This is a genomic window from Streptantibioticus rubrisoli, assembly GCF_024436055.1.
Classification (GTDB): Bacteria; Actinomycetota; Actinomycetes; order Streptomycetales; family Streptomycetaceae; genus Streptantibioticus_A; species Streptantibioticus_A rubrisoli.
On record NZ_JANFNH010000008.1, the window covers coordinates 1 to 17,767 of the forward strand.

A 17,767-nucleotide genomic window follows, 5' to 3' on the forward strand; every position below is an offset into this window, starting at 1 on the left:
TGCCATCCCCGTTGAAGGTCTGCACATAGTCATCGCGCGGGATGGAGAACGCGGTGACCTTGCCGCCGTCCGCGGGTATGTGCATCAAGATCAACGTGTTGGTGTTGTAGTACCCGATGTCACTGGACCCGGCGTGCAGTTGGTCCTGGACGAACTCCTTCGGCAGGTCGTTGCCGTTCATGTCCTTGCGCGAGTCCAGGCCGATCAACAGCAGGTTCACCGAGTTGTCCAGGTGCTTCGGCCCGTGCGCGCCGACCTTGTCCAGCGCGTCGGAGGTGTTCAGACCGCTGGTGATCCAGTGGTACGCGGCCCAGGAGACCCCGCTGGCCGCCAGCACCGCCGCCGAGGACAAGCACACCACGGCCCGCCCGACAACCACCAACGGCGAGCGCCGGGGCGCCTTGCTGCCGCGGCGGGCGGCACGGCCCCCTGCCCCATCGCGTGGTTGGGTACCGCGTTCGTCACGCACCGCTGCTCCTCCTGTTACGCCTGGACCGGACAACTCGCCCAGCCAGTACGGCGATCACCGTGACCTCGGCCGCCGCCATGGCCGGGAACGCGTCAACGGCCCAGTGCACGGCCGACGTTGCCAGCTTGCCATGTGAGGCGGACGGGTTCGCCAACTGCTCGGTGACGACGGTGATCGCCGCCACCACCAGCGGCGGCGCCGACAGCACCAGCCAGGCGCCGTCCCGAGTGCAGTTCATCGCGACCAGCACCGCCGCGAGCACCGCCGCGATCGCGAAGGCCCAGCCCAGCGCTGACCCCAACAGCTCGTCCACGAAGGCACCAGCCACCGGCAGCGCCAACGCCAGCAGGACGATCCCGCTGAGCGGTGCCGCACCTGGTTTGTTCCGTCTGGTCCGGGCGGCGCGGCCGACGGCCTGCCCCGCGCCCGCTCTGGGTGGGCCGCCCGCCGCTCGGCCGCGGGGGCCCGGCACTCGGCGTGACTGCCGTGCCGCCTCTCGCGGCGGACGCATCGACTCGCTCGGGGCTTCGGCGCTCTGGCCTGTCATTCGCCTTCCTCGTCCGGCCCGCCGACACGTCCGTCCGGCAGCGCAATAGGTCCTGTTTGTGAAGGACGCAGAAACTGGTGCTTCCGGTTCTGTGGATGACTCGTGTCGACTCCTGGTTGCATTGTTGCGCAATGTAGCAAGTGTGAGGGGCGGGCTGCGAGGGCGCCTCCCCGTGCTGACCGAACCCGGAAGCGCGTGACGCGGCTCGCGCGTGCGTCGGCGCCACATCGCGGGCGGTCGGCCAGCACCTGACCCAGCACCTGGCCACGCTGAATCCCGCCGGAGCCATGCGGAGCCTCAGCCGAGGCCGCTACCACGTTTATCAGGCGATCAGCCCGCGTTTGGGCGCGGTGGCCCGGATGATGCTCGAAAGGGTCATGGCCGAGCCGGTGGACTACGCCACCGGCCTCCCCGCCCGCACGGGTCCTCAGTCGCGGGCGCGGCGGCCCGTCGGAGCCGGTCGGGTGGCGGCGGATCTGCGCAGCAGTTCGGTGAGCCGGTGCGGTACGAGTTCTCGCATGGCCAGGGCCGTGTTGGTGCGTTCGATGCCGGGGCAGTCGAGGATCTTCCCCGCGACCCGGTAGAGGTCCTCGGTGTCGGCGGCAACCACTCGCACCAGGAGATCCGTTGGGCCGCTGAGACCGAAAACCTCGACGATCTCCGGAATGTCCTTGAGTCGGTCGGCGACTTCGGCCAGATGATGCTGGTCGGCCTGGGCGGTGACGAACGCGGTGAGCGGATAGCCGAGCGCACCGGGGTCCACCCGGCGCTCGAACGAGCCGAGCGCGCCGTTCTCGTCCAGCTTGGCCAGCCGGGCCTGCACCGTGTTCCGGGACAGCCGCAGCCGCTCGGCCAGCGCGAGGACCGTGGCCCGCGGATCGTCGGCCAGCGCGAGCAGTATCCGGGCGTCGGTGGCGTCAACGCGCGGGCCGCTGTTCACTGTGCTCACTCAAGCCTCCTTTCGTCCTGGGCAAGTGAGCACAATGCTCACTTGAGGCAAGAGACGTTGTGCAAATGGTGAGTCGTGTGTCTACTTACGGAGCATAGAGCGGAGTCAACCCGAGTAACGGTGCTTATGGCACCAGAGGTGGTGGAGCGTGATCACTAGTGCCGCGTCGGCCCAACCGCGGATCGCGGGCGGTGTCGCGGAGGACGAACTGGCCGTGCTCGGCGCTGTCGAGCGCCGGGTGCTGTGGCTGTCCACGGCGATCATCGACCACGCCAACCGGGTGCGCCCCAACCCCTCCGGGCTGAAGGTCGGCGGACACCAGGCGTCCAGCGCGTCGATGACCTCGATCATGACGGCACTGTGGTTCCACGAACTCACCGCCCACGACCGGCTTTCCGTCAAGCCGCACGCCTCGCCCGTACTGCACGCGATCAACTACCTGCTGGGCGAGTTGGACGCGAAGTACCTGACCACGCTGCGGTCCTTCGGCGGTCTGCAGAGCTACCCCAGCCGCTCCAAGGACCCCGACCCGGTGGACTACTCCACCGGCTCCGTGGGCATCGGCGCCACCGCCCCCATCTGGGGTGCCATCGCCCGGCGCTACGTCGAGGGGCGGTTCGGCGGAGCGGGGCGCGGACGGCAGTACTCACTGCTCGGTGACGCCGAACTGGACGAGGGCGCCATCTGGGAGGCCATCCAGGACCCGATGGTCCCCGACCTCGGCGAGATCGTGTGGATCGTTGACTTCAACCGGCAGTCGCTGGACCGCGTGGTGCCCGGGATCGCCGCCGGTCGGCTGCAGGGCATGTTCGACGCCGCGGGCTGGCAGGTGATCACCGTCAAGTACGGGCAGCTGCTGGAGGAACTGTTCACCCGCCCCGGCGGTGAGATGCTGCGCAAGCGGCTGGACACCATGGGCAACCCCGAGTACCAGCGGCTGCTGCGCTGCACCCCGGAGCAGTTGCGCGAGCGCCTGCCCGGCGCCGGTTCCACGGCCGCGCCCATCGCCCAGCTGGTCGCGGAACTGGACGACGACACGCTGCGCGCCGCCGTACGCAACCTCGGCGGGCACGACCTCGGCGCCCTGCTGGAGGCGTACCGCAGCATCGACGACACCCGGCCGACGGTCATCTTCGGCTACACGGTGAAGGGGTACGGCCTGTCCAGCGAGGGCCACCCGCAGAACCACTCCTCGTTGCTGACCGAAGCCCAGATGCGCGAGCTGGCGGGGCGTTTGGGCACCGACCTGGACGACCCGTGGCAGGGCTTCGCCGACGGCACCCCGGAGGCTGCGCTGTGCCGTACGGCCGCCGACCGGCTGCGGCGCCCGCAGTTCCCGCGTACCGCGCCCCCGGCGCTGCCCACCGACATCGGCCGCACCCCGTCGGGCACCGGCAACACCCAGCAGGCACTGGGCCGACTGCTCCTCGACCTGACCCGGCAGGCACCGCAGGCCGCCGACCGGATCGTCACCGTCAGCCCCGATGTCAGCTCCTCCACCAACCTCGGCGGCTGGCTCAACAAGGCCGGGGTCTGGTCGCACACCGAGCGCCCCGACTGGTTCGCCGACGACGCCGAGACCATCCTGCACTGGCGTGAGAAGCCCACCGGCCAGCATCTGGAACTGGGCATCGCGGAGACCAACCTGGTCGGCCTGCTCGGCGAGTTGGGTGCCACCTGGAGCCGCTGGGGCCAACCCCTGCTGCCCATCGGCGTGGTGTACGACCCGTTCGTCAACCGTGCCCTGGAGCCATGGTCGTTCGGGATGTACGCGGGCGGCCAGTCCATCCTGGTGGGCACCCCCTCGGGCGTCACCCTCGCCCCGGAAGGCGGTGCGCACCAGTCGATCACCACGCCGTCGCTGGGCATCGAACAGCCGGACTGCGTCAGCTACGAGCCCGCCTTCGCCATAGACACCGAGTGGTGTCTGCTGGCGGCGTTGGCCAACCTGGGCAAGCCCGACGGGAGTTCGGCCTATCTGCGGCTGTCCACCCGCCCGGTTGACCAGACGCTGGCCGCGGTGCCGTCCGATCCGGCCGCCCGCGAGCGCCGCCGCCGCCAGGCCGTGGCCGGTGCCTACGTGCTGCGGCGGGCCGAGCGGCCCGCGGTGACCCTGGCGGTGATGGGCGCGCTGGTCCCGGAGGCGCTGGCCGCGGCGGACCGGCTGGCCGCGCTCGGCTTCGCCGCCGATGTGATCTGCGTGACCAGCCCGGACCTGGTCTTCCGTGCCGTGCAGAGCCGTCGTGGGCTGCAGGACGGTACCGGTTGGCTGCTCGACCAGGTCTTCCCCGCTGAGCGGGCGGTGCCGATGGTCACCCTGCTCGACGGCCACCCGCACACGCTGGCGTTCCTCGCCACCATCAACAACGTGCCGGTGACCACGCTGGGCGTCAGCCGCTTCGGCCAGTCCGGTGCCATCGAGGACGTCTACCGCTACCACAGCATCGACACCGACAGCGTGGTTCGGGCGGCGCTTGACCTGGTGGACTGAGCCGCACGCGCGCCGGGGGTGCTGACGGTGCCGTCAGCACCCCCGGATCACCCGACGGTGTCGTCCACCGGGGTCAGCGGCGGAGGCTCGGCCGCATAGCGGTTCTGTTCCGCGAGCAGCCGGGCGAACGGGCCACCGCACGCCCGTAGTTGCTGGTACGTGCCGCGCTCCGCGATACGGCCCGCCTGCAGGACGACGATCTCGTCCACCTGCCCCAGGGTGCTCAGCCGGTGGGAGATGACGATCACGGTACGGCCGCGCGTGAGGTGTTCCAGCGCGCGCATGACCTCCGCCTCGGCCTCCACGTCCAGGTTCGAGGTCGGCTCGTCCAGGATCAGGATGGGCGCGTCGCGCAGCAGGGCCCGGGCGATGGCGATGCGCTGCCGCTGGCCGCGGGAGAGGTTCTTGCCCAACTCCCGCACTTCGGCCTGGTATCCGCCGGGCAGCGCGGTGATCGTGTCGTGGATGTGGGCCTGTTGGGCGGCGGCGATCACCTGCCCGTCGGTGGCGCCGGGGCGGCCGATGGCGATGTTGTCGTGCACGGTCCCCTCGAACAGGATCGCGTCCTCCGGCACCACGGCTATGTTGTCGCGCAGGACCGGCAGCGGGTAGTCGCGCACGTCCACGCCGTCCACGGTGATGGTGCCCTGCCAGGACTCGTAGAAGCGCGGCAGCAGCCTGGTCAAGGTGGTCTTCCCGCTGCCGGACAGCCCGACGAGGGCGAGCCGGGTGCCCGGGCGGATCTCCAGGTCCACCCCGTGCAGCACCGGCCGGTCCGGTTCGTAGCCGAACACCACGCCGCGGTAGGCGACTTCACCGCGCAGCCGCGAGGGGCCGATGTAGCGGGGGGCGGCGGAGCGTTCCTCAGGGGGCTGGTCGAGGATCTCCTCGATGCGTGCGGCCGCGGCTGACGCGGTGGACGCCAGCAGGGTGAGCTTCGACAGGTCGCGCATCGGCTGGTAGAGCTGCTTGGAGTAGGCGAGGAAGACGGTCAGGGTGCCGATGGTCAAGCTGGTGGCCGGAACGGTGAGGAACCCCAGCGAGTAGCCGTGGGCATGCCCGGCGGCGATCCAGGCGCCCAAGGTGATGATCACCACGTCGCTCACCGTGATGAAGACCATGACCAGCGGGTTGAACTCGGCCTGTCGGCGCCCGGCCCGCAGCCCGAAGCGCCGCTGCCGGTCCACATGGCCCGCGAAGGCCCGGGCCGCCCAGCGCTCCAGGGTGAACGCCTTCAGCTCCACGATCGCGGTGATGGACGCGTTGGCCACCCGGGCCACCTGCCCGGCCGCGCGGGCCGCTTCCTTGGAGGCCCGTTTGACCCACCGGGTGTAGAGCAGGACGGTCACGAACAACAGGGGGGCGATGCACATCGCCAGTACGGTGAACTGCCAGTTGATCACCAGCATCACGGTGAGGATCCCGGCGAGGGTCAGCACCCCCGACAGCAGGTCGACCAGTCCGTCGGTGACCAGCTTCTCGATGTCGGTGATGTTGCCGCTCACCCGTTGGACGACCTCGCCGACCTGCTGGCGGACATGCCAGTCGAGGCCGAGGTGCTCGATGTGGGTGAACAGCTGCTTGCGCAGCCTCGCCCCCAGGTCCTGGCCGACGAACGCCGCCACGGAGAGCTGGACGAACGCCACCACCGCGCTGATCAGCCCGAGGGCGAGGAACACCAGTCCGGCGAAGAGCAGCACGCCGAGTTGGGTGTGCGACTCCATGGGGTTCAGTCCGCTGCGGTCACCAAACCGGTCGAAGCCGTCGAGCAGCCAGCCGGTGCCCGGGATGCGGGGATCCCGGTGATTGACGATCTTGTCCAGGATGATCTTGAAGGGGAAGGCCGCGAGGACATCGCTCGCCACGGCGGTGAAGGTCAGCGCGACCGCGAGGCAGACCAGCAGCCGACGGCCCCGCAGGGCGCGGTAGAGGAAGCGGATCATCCGTTCCCCCCTTCGGCGAACCGTTCCAGGCACCGCTCGATCTCCGCCGCGACTGCGCGCGGTTCGGCGGGGCGGGGGCTGCTCAGACGGCGCACCCGGCGCGAAGCGATCTTCAGTTGCAGTGCGGCGTCGAACAGGGCGGCGCGTCGCGGTACCGCCGCGAACCGCCCCGGGTCGGCGCCCCGGTCGGCCAGCGCCGCCAGATACGCGCCGAGGAAGGCCTCCCTGGCCGCCTCGTACCAGGCGCGGTTGCCGCGTGGCCGCGTCGGTCGCAGATACGCCAGGAAGTACCCCACGTCGAGCGCCGGATCGCCCTGGCCGGTGCCGTCCAGATCGGTGATGACCGGATGACCGGGCGGGCAGAAGACGAGCTGGCTGGGCTTGAACGCGCCGTGTACGAGGGCGGTTTGGGCGGTCCCGGTCCGCTCCAGCGCCTCGGCGAGCGGTTGGACGGTCCCGTCCAGCTCGCCGGACAGGGCGTGCGCCCAGGCACGCACCCGGGCCGCGTAGCGGGGGCCGTCCGGCGCGGTCCGCCCGGACGAGACCGTGCTGGTGTGCAGCCAGGCGAGCGCCGCCGCGCTGGCGGCCAGCGCCGCGTGCGGTGGACGCACCCCGTCGCGCGCCCGCCGCGGCGGCCGGAGCAGCGCCGTGCCGGGCAGTTGGCCGCCACCGTGGGCGCCGCCCGCCGTCTCGGTGAGCACCAGCCCCAACTCCTCGACCAGGCCCAACGTCCTTGGGACGGCGGCCTGTTCACCGCCGACCGCCCACAGCCGCTCGCCGAGTCGGTGGGCGGCCGCCGCGTCGGCAAGATCGCGGTAGAGCTTGCCGAAGAAGACCAGTTCCTCCCCGCTGGACAGCCGTACCTCGTAGCGCAGTACACAACGGGCCGCGGGCTTGTAGCGGACCGGGGTCGCCCGCACCTCCTCGACGCGGGCCCGGGGATCCTCCAGCACCGTCCTGGCCGCCGCCGTCAACGCGGTGGCCACGGCGCCGTCCGGCGGCGCGGTGGCGCAGGCGGCGGGCAACGCGGGCAGCTCGGCGTCGTGCGGGAAGGACTGCAGCGTCAGGCCGATCCGAGGGCAGCGCAGCACGCCGGGCCAGCGGCCGCGCGGTTCGGCCGGGTCGACGCGGGAAAACAGCTCGCCCGCACGCGGGTTGGCCAGCGCCGACTCATCGAGCCGTACGGTCACCAACGCCCCGGTGGCGCAGCGGTAGCTCGCGGTAAGCCCACGCCCCGGCTTGCGGCGAAGCGACGAGACCCGCAGCGGAGCGGCGTCACGGTCGAGCGCGCCGACCAGGTCGCGTACCGCCTCGTGCAGCGCCGCCACCGGCGACGCCGCCGCCTGCCGTGGCGCAGGATTGCGGTGCGGCGTCGCCTGCCGTACGAAGGTGGCGAGTGCCCGGGGCGCGCCCGGGACTCCGCGGCATCCGGGGAACGGGTTGACGTCGACCACCATCGGCCCGTCGCCGGTGTCGAGGATGTCGACGCCGTAGATCCGCAGGCCGAACACCTCGCCCACGGTCCGGGTCAGGTCGAGCCAACCCGCTGGCAGCCGCCACGGATCGAGCATGCGGGTCACCTTGGACGCGACGCCGTCCAACGGGCTGCCCCGAAGACCGGCGAACACCCGCTCACCGATCACCCACAGCTTGTGGTCCAGACCGTCGTTGGCGACCAACTCCTGGACGACGACGGGCTCGTCGGCCCAGTCACCCTCCAATGCCCGCACCTGCTCCGGTCGGTCGAGTCGGGCCACCAGGTCCCCGCAGCGGCTGGCGCGGCTCTTGACGATGAGCGGGAAGCCCGGTGCCGAAGCGTGGGCCAGGTCGGAAAGCCGGGCGAGACGGCGGGTGTTGGGGAACGGCAGGCCGGACCTTCGGGCGAGGTCGGCCATCTGCCCCCGGTCCAGGCAGCGTTCGGTCGCGTCGGCGCCGTTCACCACCCGGCCGCCGAGGCGCTCCAGCCGCCGGGCGAGCGACACGGCACGCGGCGAATGGGACTTGAGCAGATACAGGTCCGCGGTCGGTCCGAGGTCCCCGCAGTCCGGGTCGTCGGCGTCGAAGACCGTGACGCGGTGCCGTCGACCCAGGAGGTGGGGCAGCGCGGCCAGCAGTGGATGCTCCGCGTGGTGGGTGAGCAGGCAGACCCTCATGGCAGCACCGCTCCCGTGGATTCGTCGGACACCGGGACCTGCGGCCTGGGACCGGCCGGGGTGTTGTCCTGGCTTCCAGGGCTGGTCTTCAGCCGGGTGCCCAACAGCGCGGCGCGCTCCTCGCGTTCGGTACGGCCCACGGCGGCCAGCCGCAGGATCCGGCGGGCCACCCGCTCGATCGCGTCGGGGACACAACGGAAGCTGGGGAAGTCATTGACGTCGACCACGACCCATCCATCCGGACCCTCCAACAGGTCCACCCCGTACAGGTCAAGCCCGAACACCTCGCCCACGGCGGTGGTCAGCCGCGCCAACTCGGACGTCACCGTCGTACGGTGACCGCGCACCGCGACGCCCGGGTGCAGCGGTGAGCGGTGGACCGTGGCGTGCAACTCCCCGCCGATGCTGTAGACCTTGACGTCCACACCGGGGTTGACCACGTACGGCTGGGCCAGCAGGAAGCCCTCACCGGCCAGCGATCCGGCGACGTCGCTCAGCTCGGTGGGCCTGGTCACCAGACGCACCGCGCGGCCCGAGTTTCCACCGGTGGGCTTGACGACCAGCGGATAGTGCTCATCCGGTATCTGGTCCAGCAGCGTGGGCGCGGCCGCGAAGTACGTCAGGGGGAAGGACAGACCGGCCCGGCGGGCGACGGCCGCCGCCACCGCCTTGTCCCGCACCAGCCGGATCGCCCGGGCGTCGTTGATGGTGGTCAACCCGCTTGCCGCGACCGCCTCCAGCACGCTCAGCCCGGGGCCACCGGAGACGGTCTTGAGTATCCAGGCATCGTGCGTGGACTGGTGTGCCAGGTCGGAGACCCTGGCTATGGACCGCCCCGGCTCGAACACATCGATGTGATGGTTCCACGCCGCCAGTTGGCGGGCCACGGCCAGGGGCATGCTGTCGCGGCGGTAGCAATCCTCGACGATGAAACACAGCCTCATCGGACCGTACCCTCTCCTCGTCGGCACAACACCGTGGATCTTCGTCATGCCGGGGCCTGAACGGCGGTATGCCAGGTAGCTTCCGAGGCAACCATTCGGACGAGCCGGGCGCCCGCTCAACTAGGCCATTTGGTTAACGCTCCATGGATCAGGTGAATCCAACACATAACGTGGAAGTGAACTAGTGCCCCTCCAGGGCGCCGGTCCCCGGCCGGGCGAGCCGACCGGGGACCGGACGTACGGGGTGTCGCGCGGGGGCGCGCACCGCTTCACCCGAACGGCGCAGCGGTGCGGGGGCGGCATCCGCGCGCTGCGCCTTGACCGCCAGTCACGGTCCCGGAGGGGGCTCCCTCTGAGGGCGTCAAGTGGGTCATTGCCTCAGTGACTGCTGGGATGCGGTGTCCGCGAGTTGGCGGATCTGCGTGGTGATCTCCTCCCACACGGGTTGGGGGAGGTCGTGGCCCACGCCGGGCAGGGTGACCAGACGGGCGCCGGGAATGCGGGACGCTGTCGCGCGGGCCGCGGTCGGCTTGATGAGCGGGTCGCCGTCGCCGTGCAGAACCAAAGTGGGCTTGGTGATGGTGCTGATCGCCGGTCCGTGCCACTGGGCGCCGATCTGACGGCTCTGCGCCTGCGCGTCCTGGATACCGGTGTCCGCGATGCGCTCGGCGGCCGCGCGGGCGGCCTGCTCGTCGAAGGGGTAGCCGGGCGAGGCGATCAGTCGGGCGAGGGCGACCCCGGCCTCGACGGTGCCCTCGGGTGTGGCCGGGAACCTCATCCGGGCCAGCTTCGCCAGCGTCCCCGTGCGCAGATACCGCCAGGTGGCCAGCCCCTTGACGTCTCCCGGGACGGCTGCCATCGAGGTGAGGGTACGGACGCGCTCGGGGTGGCGTATCGCGATGCGCTGGACTATGGCGCCGCCCAGGGACATCCCGAACAGATGGGCCGACTGCCAGCCGAGGGCGTCCATGACGGCGATGGCGTCGTCGGCCATGTCCTCGGCGGTGTAGGCCTCGCCGCGTTTGCCGAACAGGGCGGCGAAGGGGTTACGGGTGGCGGTGGGCGCCAGGTGGGTGGACTGGCCGCCGTCGCGTTGGTCGTAGCGGGCCACCGCGAAGCCCAGCTTGGCGAAGAGGTGGCACAGCCCGTCCGGAACCCACTGCCGTGAGGCGCCAAGTCCGATGACGAGCAGCAGGGGTTCCCCGTCGCCGCCCGTTGTCAGTTGGTCGTAGGCCAGCCGGACGTCGCCGTTCTCAGCCCAGCGGGTGGGGGTCCAGACCGGTGACGAGGGCACGTTCATGACGCCTCCTATTACTGCGATCGTTGTTCGCCGTTTTAGGATAGGGCACGAGACCATGCGAGGAACAGGGAGGATCGGTGGCCGAGGAGCCGGTGACCGTGTGGGAACGGCCCGAACGCGGAGCGCGCGGCCCGGTGCCCGAGCGCAGCCGCGGCCAGATCACCGCCGCCGCGGTCGAACTCGCTGACGCGGAGGGCCTCGCGGCGGTGTCCATGCGACAGGTGGCCGCCAGACTGGCCACCGGGCCGGCGTCCTTGTACCGCTACCTCGCCGATCGCGAGGAGCTGCTGGACCTCATGGCCGACGCCGTGGCCGGTGAGATCGACCTCACCGTTCCGCTCACCGGGAACCCGGTCGAGGACCTGTTGGCCCTTGCCGCTCAGTCCAAAAAGGTCTGCCTGCGCCACCCGTGGCTGCTCGACATTCCCACCGAACCGCTACGGCTCGGCCCCAACGGCTTGGACTACCTTGAGCACGCCTTGCGGGCGCTGGCCCCCGCCGCGCTGTCCGACCAGTCGAAACTGGAGACCATCGGCCTGCTGAACGCACTGGTGACCCAGTTCGCCCGAGCCGAACTGCACGTGCGGCGTTCTCCCACGGACCGCCAACGGGCCCAGGCCGCCTACCTGATGAAGACTGCCGCCGCGGGACGCCACCCGCTCGTGGCACAGGCATTGGCCCACCAGCCAACCTCGAACGCCGCCTCCCGACCCCAGTCCCAGTTCGAGCCGCTGCTGCGCCGAGTGCTCGTCGGTCTGACCGGTTGAACCAACTCACCAGACACCGCAGCCTGACGGAACAACAGTCGCTTCCCGGTCGCAGGGCCGAAGTCCCCACCTCCCGGCGGAAGTTGCCGATGGGGCGGTTGCAGAGGACTCTGTGCAGAGAGTCCTCTGCAACCTATGCTGTCGGCATGACCGACGAAGTCGAACGCACACCCCAACCCAGCACAACCCCCCGGCGCATAGACGCCCGCAGTCTGCGGGGGCTGGCTCACCCATTGCGGATGCGGATCTTCGAGATGCTCAGTCTCGACGGTCCTGCCACCGCCACCCGGCTGTCCGAACGCCTCGGGGAGAACACCGGAACCGTCAGTTGGCATCTGCGCCATCTCGCCGAGCACGGCTTCATCGAAGAGGAGACCGGGCGCGGTACCAGACGCGAGCGCTGGTGGCGGCGGGTCGCCGTCCCGAACGAGCTGAACACCGCTGACTTCCGCGCTGATCCGGACAGTCGCGGCGCGCTCTCGGTCTACCTCCACGAACTGGTGCAGCTGCACTTCGACCGGGTCATCACTTACGTCAACGAAGACTGGGACGACGAGTGGCGCGCGGCGGGCACCCTTTCCGACTGGTGCGACCTACGGCTGACGCCAGCCCAACTGGCATCACTCAACGCCGAACTGACGGAGACCATCGCCCGCTACTCGGCTGTCCAGGACCCTGACACCGTTCCGGTCGTCGTGCAACTGCAGTCCTTTCCGCGCCGGCAGCGAGACACCGGATGAGCCAACTGCTGCGGCATCACCGGGACTTCCGGCTGCTGTGGTGCGCAGAGGTCGCGGGCAAGTTCGGCGCGTCCGTCACGGGGGTGGCGATGCCGCTGGTCGCCGTCTCCGAGCTGCGCGCCAGCACGTTGGACGTCGGTTTGCTGACCGCCGCCAGCTGGGCCCCGTGGCTGGTCATCGGACTTCCGGTGGGCGCATGGGTGGACCGGCTGCCCCGGCGGCCGATCATGCTGGTCACCGCGGCGGTCTCGCTGCTGCTCTTCGCGGTCGTCCCCGTCGCCGCCTGGTGCGATCGGCTGAGCATCGGCCTGCTGATGGCCGTAGCACTGCTCACCGGTACGGCGGCGGTGTTCTTCCAAACCGCCTACAGCGCCTATCTCCCCAGCATCGTGGCGCCCGCCGACCAGCCGGAAGGCAACGCCAAACTGCAGGGCAGCGCGTCCGCGGCACAGATCGCCGGGCAGGGCTGCGGAGGCCTCATCGCGCAGTGGGCGGGCGCGGTGAACGGCATGTACGTCAACGCCGCCACGTTCCTGGCCTGCCTGGTGTGCCTGGTGGGCATCCGGCACCGCGAGCCACGGACGACCGGGACCGTACGGCGCCCGAACGCGCTATTCGTCGAGGTGAGCGAAGGGCTGCGGCTGATCGGCGCCGACCCCTGGTTCCGCACGCTGGCACTGTTCGCGGCGGCATCCAACCTGGCCCTGATGGGGTACCAGTCGATCAGGGTGGTCTTCCTGGTCCGCGGCGTGGGTCTTGCTCCTGGTGTGGTCGGCGCGCTCATCGCCGCCGTAAGTACCGGGGGTGTCGCCGGGGCGTTCGTCGCCCGCCGGGTCGCCGACCGGATCGGTACGGCGCGGGCCACGCTGCTGTTCGAACTCGGGCTCGCGACGCTGGCCCTGCTCATCCCGTTGACTGTCAGCGGGCTCGGGGCCGTTGCCTTCGTTGTCGGTGGTTTCAGTGTCTCCGCGGGCGTCGTGGCCGGGAACGTGATCAAAGCGAGCTTCCAACAACGCTACTGCCCGCCGGAACTCCTGGGTCGTCTCACCGCGAGCATGGCGTTCCTCAGCTACGGCACCATCCCGCTGGGAGCACTACTCGGCGGAGCGCTCGGTACCGCGCTCGGCCTGCGCGCGGCGATGTGGATCGCCACGGCGGGGATTCCGCTCGGGGCACTGGTCCTGTTCTTCTCTCCGATCCGGCGCGTCAGGGATCTTCCCGGTCCTCGTGCGGCCACCGGCGGACCGGCTCGGGTCGAGCCCGTGGCAACCGAACCGGCCTAGCCGCCTCACTCGTCTGCTCGCGCTGACATGCCGAAAGTCGCCGTACCCAACAGGCTGGCGAACGTCACCGGATGCGGAGGGGCCGTCCTGCCCGGCCCTCCGCGCCGGTGAAGTCCTGTTTCCCAGGCACGCGGCGCGCTGCGGCTGGCCGTTGCAGAGGGAGGAAGGGGATGTCGCACAGCCTCGGCAGAACGCGCTGGAAGCGCTTCGCAGTCATCATGGTGCCGGGCATGGCGGTGGCCACCACCCTCGGCATCGGCATAGCGAAAGGCGCGCTGGCCGCGTCGTTCTTCGTCTCCGGACAACGGTTCCAGCTGTCCGTCGACTCGCTGGTCGGGCACGGTATGAGCGCGTACAGCACGATCGACGTGACCAGGAACGGCGTGCGCATCCCGGTCGAGGTCACCGGGCTGAGGTACGCGCTGATCCGGGGGCTGTGCGAGTCGGTGGTGACTGAGGTGCCGTTCCTCGGCCCCTACACCCTGCGGCTCACCGGTGCGGACCGGGTACGCAGGGCCGAGGCACGGGACATCTTCATCGACGCGACGTCCATCACGGCCCGCCAGCAGAACAGCCACGGCCTGAACATCGGTGTGGCGGCGGGCGCCCTCACCAAGGGACCGGTCAACCCGGGCGACCGGCACTCGCGGTTCTTCGACCCCAACGGCGTGGCCCAGCAGGCATCGACCGTCTTCCTGGCCGACGCACGCTGGCAGGCGGTCGCCGTCACGGCGGTCACCCTCGATGTGCCGGACATCAGGGTACGGCTCAGGGCGGGGCACCATGAGTGCTTCTGACCTCGCGCAGCTCCTGACGGGTTCCGGTGCGCGCCCGGCGATCGGCAACGCCCGCCGGGCCTTCAGGCGTTGGCGCGGTACCCGGCCGTTCTGGGCTGGGGCGTTCACCATGGCGGCGGGCGTGCCCGTCATCTACGTCCCTTACGCCCAGCTGAGCCTGGCAGGGATCCCGCTGGCACTGTCGACGACGGCCGGAGCCGGATCGCTGGTCATCGGGGTGCTGCTGATCGTGCTGGGGTTCACCCTCTGGTTCCAGCAGCAGGTACGGGTCTTCGCGGGGATCGCGGCCATGCTGCTGGCGCTGATCTCGCTGCCGCTCGCCAACTTCGGCGGCTTTCTGCTCGGACTGCTCTGCGGGCTCGTCGGCGGCGCGCTGGCGTGTTCCTGGGCGCCGCCGAGTGGCAACGTGGCTGATGGCAACGAGGCTTGATCGGCGGCCAGTTGGCGCCCTCGGGGGATCGCGGCGGGGCGGCGTGGTTGCGCCGCGGGTTCGGTCCGCTCGGCCTGGGTGACCGCGGCGTAACAACGGCCGCGGAACCTCACGACGCTGCTCGCCGAGGCCAGCGGATCGGGCAGCGCCGCTGGGGTAGGCACCCGCCCCCGGTGTCGGCGGCCCCCTGGGTGCGGAGCGTGGTGATCCGCGGGATAGTCGGGGTGAGTGGATCGATCCGACAACCCGCGTAGGTGATCACTCATGGGTTCGAAGAACGAAGCCGTCGTGCGAGCCCTGCTCGACCGGCAGAAGAAGACCTACGCCGCCGAGGCGGGCATCACCGCCAGGAACACCCCGGCCGCGCTGTACCAGATGCTGGTGCTGTCGATGCTGCTCAGTGCCCGCATCAAGGCGGACATCGCGGTGGCCTCGGCCCGTGCGCTGTTCAAGGCGGGCATGCGCGACGCCCGCAAGATGGCGGACGCCAGCTGGCAGCAGCGCGTGGACGCGCTGGGCGAAGGCGGCTACCGCCGCTACGACGAGCGGACCTCCACGCAACTCGGCCAGGCCGCCGAGCTGCTGCTCGACCGCTACAACGGGGACCTGCGCCGACTGCGCGAGGAGTCGGACCCCAAGAAGGCGTTGCGCGACATCCCCGGCATCGGCCCGGTGGGTGTCGACATCTTCCTGCGCGAAGTCCAGGCGGTCTGGCCGGAGTTCGCACCGTACGTGGACCGCAAGGCGAAGGAGGGAGCCGAGCGGCTCGGACTGCCCACCTCCGCCCAGAAGTTGGCCGGACTCGTCAAGAAGTCCGAGATACCGCGGCTGACCGACGGTCTGGTGCATGCCGCGATCGACAAGCGGCTGGCCCAGGAGGTACGGGAGGCGGCCGCCGTCTGAACTCGCCCTCCGCGCCGGTCAGCTGAACCGCGCCGCCAGTTGCCGGAACAGCGCGGGCGCCGCGCCGTTGAGGCGGGCCGGGAAGCGCAGCCAGCCGGGCACGAACGCCTCGCTGCGGTCGTGCGCCACGGCGTCCCAGACCGCGTCCGCGACCCGCGCGGGGTCGACGGGGCGTGGCCGGGAGCGCTGGTACACGGCGCCACGGCGGGCGAAGAACGGGGTCTGCACGGCTCCGGGCAGCACCGTGGAGATCCGCACCCGGCTGCCCAGCAGCTCGTACCGCAGACTGTCGGCGAACGTGGACAGCGCGGCCTTGGCGGCCGAGTACACGGCCTCCTGCCGGACACCGACGGCCCCGGCGATCGATCCCACCAGCACCAGGTGCCCGGCGTCACGTCGCAGCATCTGCGGGAGTACCAGCCGGACCAGGTGCACCACGGCGGCCAGATCGACGGCGAGGATCTCGTCGATCGCGGTCGTGGGCATCTCGGTGAACGGTCCCGCCCAGCCGATACCGGCCGCGGCGACGAGCAGGTCCACCCGGCCGGCCAGTTCGACCGCGCTGCCGACCAGCCGCCGGCATCCTTCGAGGTCGCTGAGGTCACCGGCCACCGGGATCCCCCCGATGGCCGCGGCCACCCGGTCCAGCCGGGTGCGGTCACGTCCGTTGAGCACCACCCGCCAGCGGCCGCCGTCGGCGAACCGGGCCGCGACCGCGGCGCCGATCCCCGAGGACGCACCGGTGATCAATGCCACCGGCGCACTGCTGGGCGCGGCCATGGCCGGGCGGGCCACCACATGTCCACCGTGCGGCAGCGGACTGCCCGCGGACGCTCGCGCGGCTTCCATCAGGAGCCCTCCTCTGGAGACGCATCACGGTCATTCTTCCCCAGACATCCCATAACGGATAGTCGAATGAGCCGTCCGTGCCCGGCCGTTGACACCCGCCTGGCTCAGCGCGGTACCCCCTTCAACGCGACGTCGGCGAGCACGTCGGCGGCATCGGCGGTGAACAGCGCCCGCCCCGCGTCGATCCGTGCCTGCCGTACCGGACCGTCACAGGCCAGCTCACGCAGCGTCCGCAGCAGGTCCCACGGAGTGCGCGCCAGGACGCACAGCCCGGACTCGGCCATGCGGTGGACGCTGTGCACCCCGTGTCCCGCGATCGGCCGGTAACTGACCACCGGCACCCCGGCCGCCAGCGCCTGCGCGGCGGTCAGCCCGGCGGCGTTCATGACCAGCACCGCGACGGACGACATCAGCGCCGGTACGTCCTGCACCCAGCCCAGCGCGACCGTGCCCGGCACCCGGTCCAGCCGCCGCCGCAGCGCCCGGCGCCGCCCGCACATCACGATAGGCAGCCAGCCGTCGCCGCCCAGCAGTGCGGCCGTCTCCGCCAACTGCGAACCCACCCCCCACGCACCGGTGGACAGCAGCACGGGGACGCGGCCGGAGGCCCTCCCACGGCCCGCCAGACCGTGGAACGCGTCCGCCACCACCGGCCCGACCGCCAGTGCGCCCCGGCCGCCCAGCCGCCGCACGTCCTCGGCGGTCTGCGGGGTCGGGCACAGATGCGTGTCGTTACCCGGATGGACCCACTGCCGGTGCACCGCGAAGTCCGTGATCACCACGGCGCTGGGCACCCGCAGCGCCCCTTCGTCGCGCAGCCGCCCGCAGATCTGCGCGCCCAGATGGAACGTGGACACCAACGCGTCCGGCGGATCGGCAGCCAGCCGCCGCCGCAGCGCCCGGGCCGCGGGCAGCACCACCGGCATGGTGTCGCCGTCACCGCCCGGTAGGAAGTACGTCCGGTAGATCGCGTCGTAGACCACCGGAACGTGCCGGATCACCGTGGCGTAGCAGGTACGCAGCGGAACGCCCAGGCGGGCCGGGAGCAGGTCGAGGACGTCGATCGTCTCCGACCTGTGCCCGCGCCGGGCCAGCCGCCGAGCCAGTTCGGCGGCGACCATGTCATGTCCCGCGCCCATGCGCGCGCTGAGGATCACGAACCGTAGGGCCACACCAAGACCCTTCCCGCAGCGGCCGACTTC

At 70.9% G+C, this 17,767-nt stretch carries 15 protein-coding genes and 1 pseudogene; 7 read left to right on the top strand and 9 right to left on the bottom strand.

The window, feature by feature from the left end; genetic code table 11:
• The 3 genes from NON19_RS10990 to NON19_RS11000 all read right to left on the bottom strand — a co-directional run.
• A partial coding sequence (locus NON19_RS10990; protein WP_504979127.1) for an LCP family glycopolymer transferase occupies nucleotides 1-469 on the bottom strand: 469 nt, incomplete at its 3' end.
• A complete protein-coding gene (locus NON19_RS10995) occupies nucleotides 462-1,016 on the bottom strand; it encodes a DUF6542 domain-containing protein (protein WP_255926819.1) in 555 nt (184 codons plus the stop codon). The genes NON19_RS10990 and NON19_RS10995, both read right to left, overlap by 8 nt.
• Nucleotides 1,017-1,443: 427 nt before the next feature.
• Nucleotides 1,444-1,956: an Lrp/AsnC family transcriptional regulator gene (locus tag NON19_RS11000; RefSeq protein WP_255927058.1), complete on the bottom strand. Its 513-nt coding sequence runs from the start codon at nucleotides 1,954-1,956 to the stop codon at nucleotides 1,444-1,446.
• 157 nt (nucleotides 1,957-2,113) lie between these two features.
• Here NON19_RS11000 and NON19_RS11005 point away from each other — a divergent pair, with 157 nt between their 5' ends.
• Complete coding sequence (locus tag NON19_RS11005) at nucleotides 2,114-4,456, top strand: thiamine pyrophosphate-binding protein (protein ID WP_372514087.1); 2,343 nt, start codon at nucleotides 2,114-2,116, stop codon at nucleotides 4,454-4,456.
• Between the two features lie 47 nt (nucleotides 4,457-4,503).
• Here the strand turns inward: NON19_RS11005 and NON19_RS11010 are convergent, their stop codons facing one another.
• The 4 genes from NON19_RS11010 to NON19_RS11025 form a co-directional block, all read right to left on the bottom strand.
• Nucleotides 4,504-6,399, bottom strand: a complete 1,896-nt coding sequence (locus tag NON19_RS11010; RefSeq protein WP_255926821.1) for an ABC transporter ATP-binding protein — start codon at nucleotides 6,397-6,399, stop codon at nucleotides 4,504-4,506.
• Complete coding sequence (locus tag NON19_RS11015) at nucleotides 6,396-8,552, bottom strand: phosphotransferase (RefSeq protein ID WP_255926823.1); 2,157 nt, start codon at nucleotides 8,550-8,552, stop codon at nucleotides 6,396-6,398. Before NON19_RS11015 ends, NON19_RS11010 begins: the two co-directional genes overlap by 4 nt.
• The gene (locus NON19_RS11020) at nucleotides 8,549-9,496 is read right to left on the bottom strand and encodes an ATP-grasp domain-containing protein (RefSeq protein WP_255926825.1); all 948 of its coding nucleotides are present in this window, start codon (nucleotides 9,494-9,496) and stop codon (nucleotides 8,549-8,551) included. Before NON19_RS11020 ends, NON19_RS11015 begins: the two co-directional genes overlap by 4 nt.
• 370 nt (nucleotides 9,497-9,866) lie before the next feature.
• Nucleotides 9,867-10,796, bottom strand: a complete 930-nt coding sequence (locus tag NON19_RS11025; protein ID WP_255926827.1) for an alpha/beta fold hydrolase — start codon at nucleotides 10,794-10,796, stop codon at nucleotides 9,867-9,869.
• A 77-nt stretch (nucleotides 10,797-10,873) separates the two neighbouring features.
• Between NON19_RS11025 and NON19_RS11030 the strand changes: the two genes are divergently transcribed.
• The 6 genes and pseudogenes from NON19_RS11030 to NON19_RS11055 all read left to right on the top strand — a co-directional run bounded on the left by NON19_RS11030 (nucleotide 10,874) and on the right by NON19_RS11055 (nucleotide 15,716).
• The gene (locus NON19_RS11030) at nucleotides 10,874-11,563 is read left to right on the top strand and encodes a TetR/AcrR family transcriptional regulator (protein WP_255926829.1); all 690 of its coding nucleotides are present in this window, start codon (nucleotides 10,874-10,876) and stop codon (nucleotides 11,561-11,563) included.
• Between the two features lie 146 nt (nucleotides 11,564-11,709).
• Nucleotides 11,710-12,303, top strand: coding sequence for an ArsR/SmtB family transcription factor (locus NON19_RS11035; RefSeq protein ID WP_255926831.1), 594 nt, complete (start codon nucleotides 11,710-11,712; stop codon nucleotides 12,301-12,303).
• Complete coding sequence (locus NON19_RS11040) at nucleotides 12,300-13,586, top strand: MFS transporter (RefSeq protein ID WP_255926833.1); 1,287 nt, start codon at nucleotides 12,300-12,302, stop codon at nucleotides 13,584-13,586. Before NON19_RS11035 ends, NON19_RS11040 begins: the two co-directional genes overlap by 4 nt.
• 170 nt (nucleotides 13,587-13,756) lie before the next feature.
• Nucleotides 13,757-14,383, top strand: a complete 627-nt coding sequence (locus tag NON19_RS11045; protein WP_255926835.1) for a DUF6230 family protein — start codon at nucleotides 13,757-13,759, stop codon at nucleotides 14,381-14,383.
• A pseudogene (locus tag NON19_RS11050) lies at nucleotides 14,370-14,777 on the top strand (DUF6114 domain-containing protein); the annotation flags it as partial. The gene NON19_RS11045 and the pseudogene NON19_RS11050, both read left to right, overlap by 14 nt.
• A 300-nt stretch (nucleotides 14,778-15,077) precedes the next feature.
• Nucleotides 15,078-15,716 (top strand): HhH-GDP family DNA glycosylase, encoded by a 639-nt coding sequence (locus tag NON19_RS11055; RefSeq protein WP_255926837.1) that lies wholly within the window; start codon nucleotides 15,078-15,080, stop codon nucleotides 15,714-15,716.
• Nucleotides 15,717-15,734: 18 nt separating this feature from the next.
• On the opposite strand, the gene NON19_RS11060 is transcribed toward NON19_RS11055, so the two are convergent.
• Both NON19_RS11060 and NON19_RS11065 read right to left on the bottom strand, forming a co-directional pair.
• The gene (locus NON19_RS11060; RefSeq protein WP_255926839.1) at nucleotides 15,735-16,565 is read right to left on the bottom strand and encodes an SDR family NAD(P)-dependent oxidoreductase; all 831 of its coding nucleotides are present in this window, start codon (nucleotides 16,563-16,565) and stop codon (nucleotides 15,735-15,737) included.
• A gap of 104 nt (nucleotides 16,566-16,669) precedes the next feature.
• Nucleotides 16,670-17,737, bottom strand: coding sequence for an MGDG synthase family glycosyltransferase (locus NON19_RS11065; protein WP_255926841.1), 1,068 nt, complete (start codon nucleotides 17,735-17,737; stop codon nucleotides 16,670-16,672).
• Nucleotides 17,738-17,767: the final 30 nt, after the last annotated feature.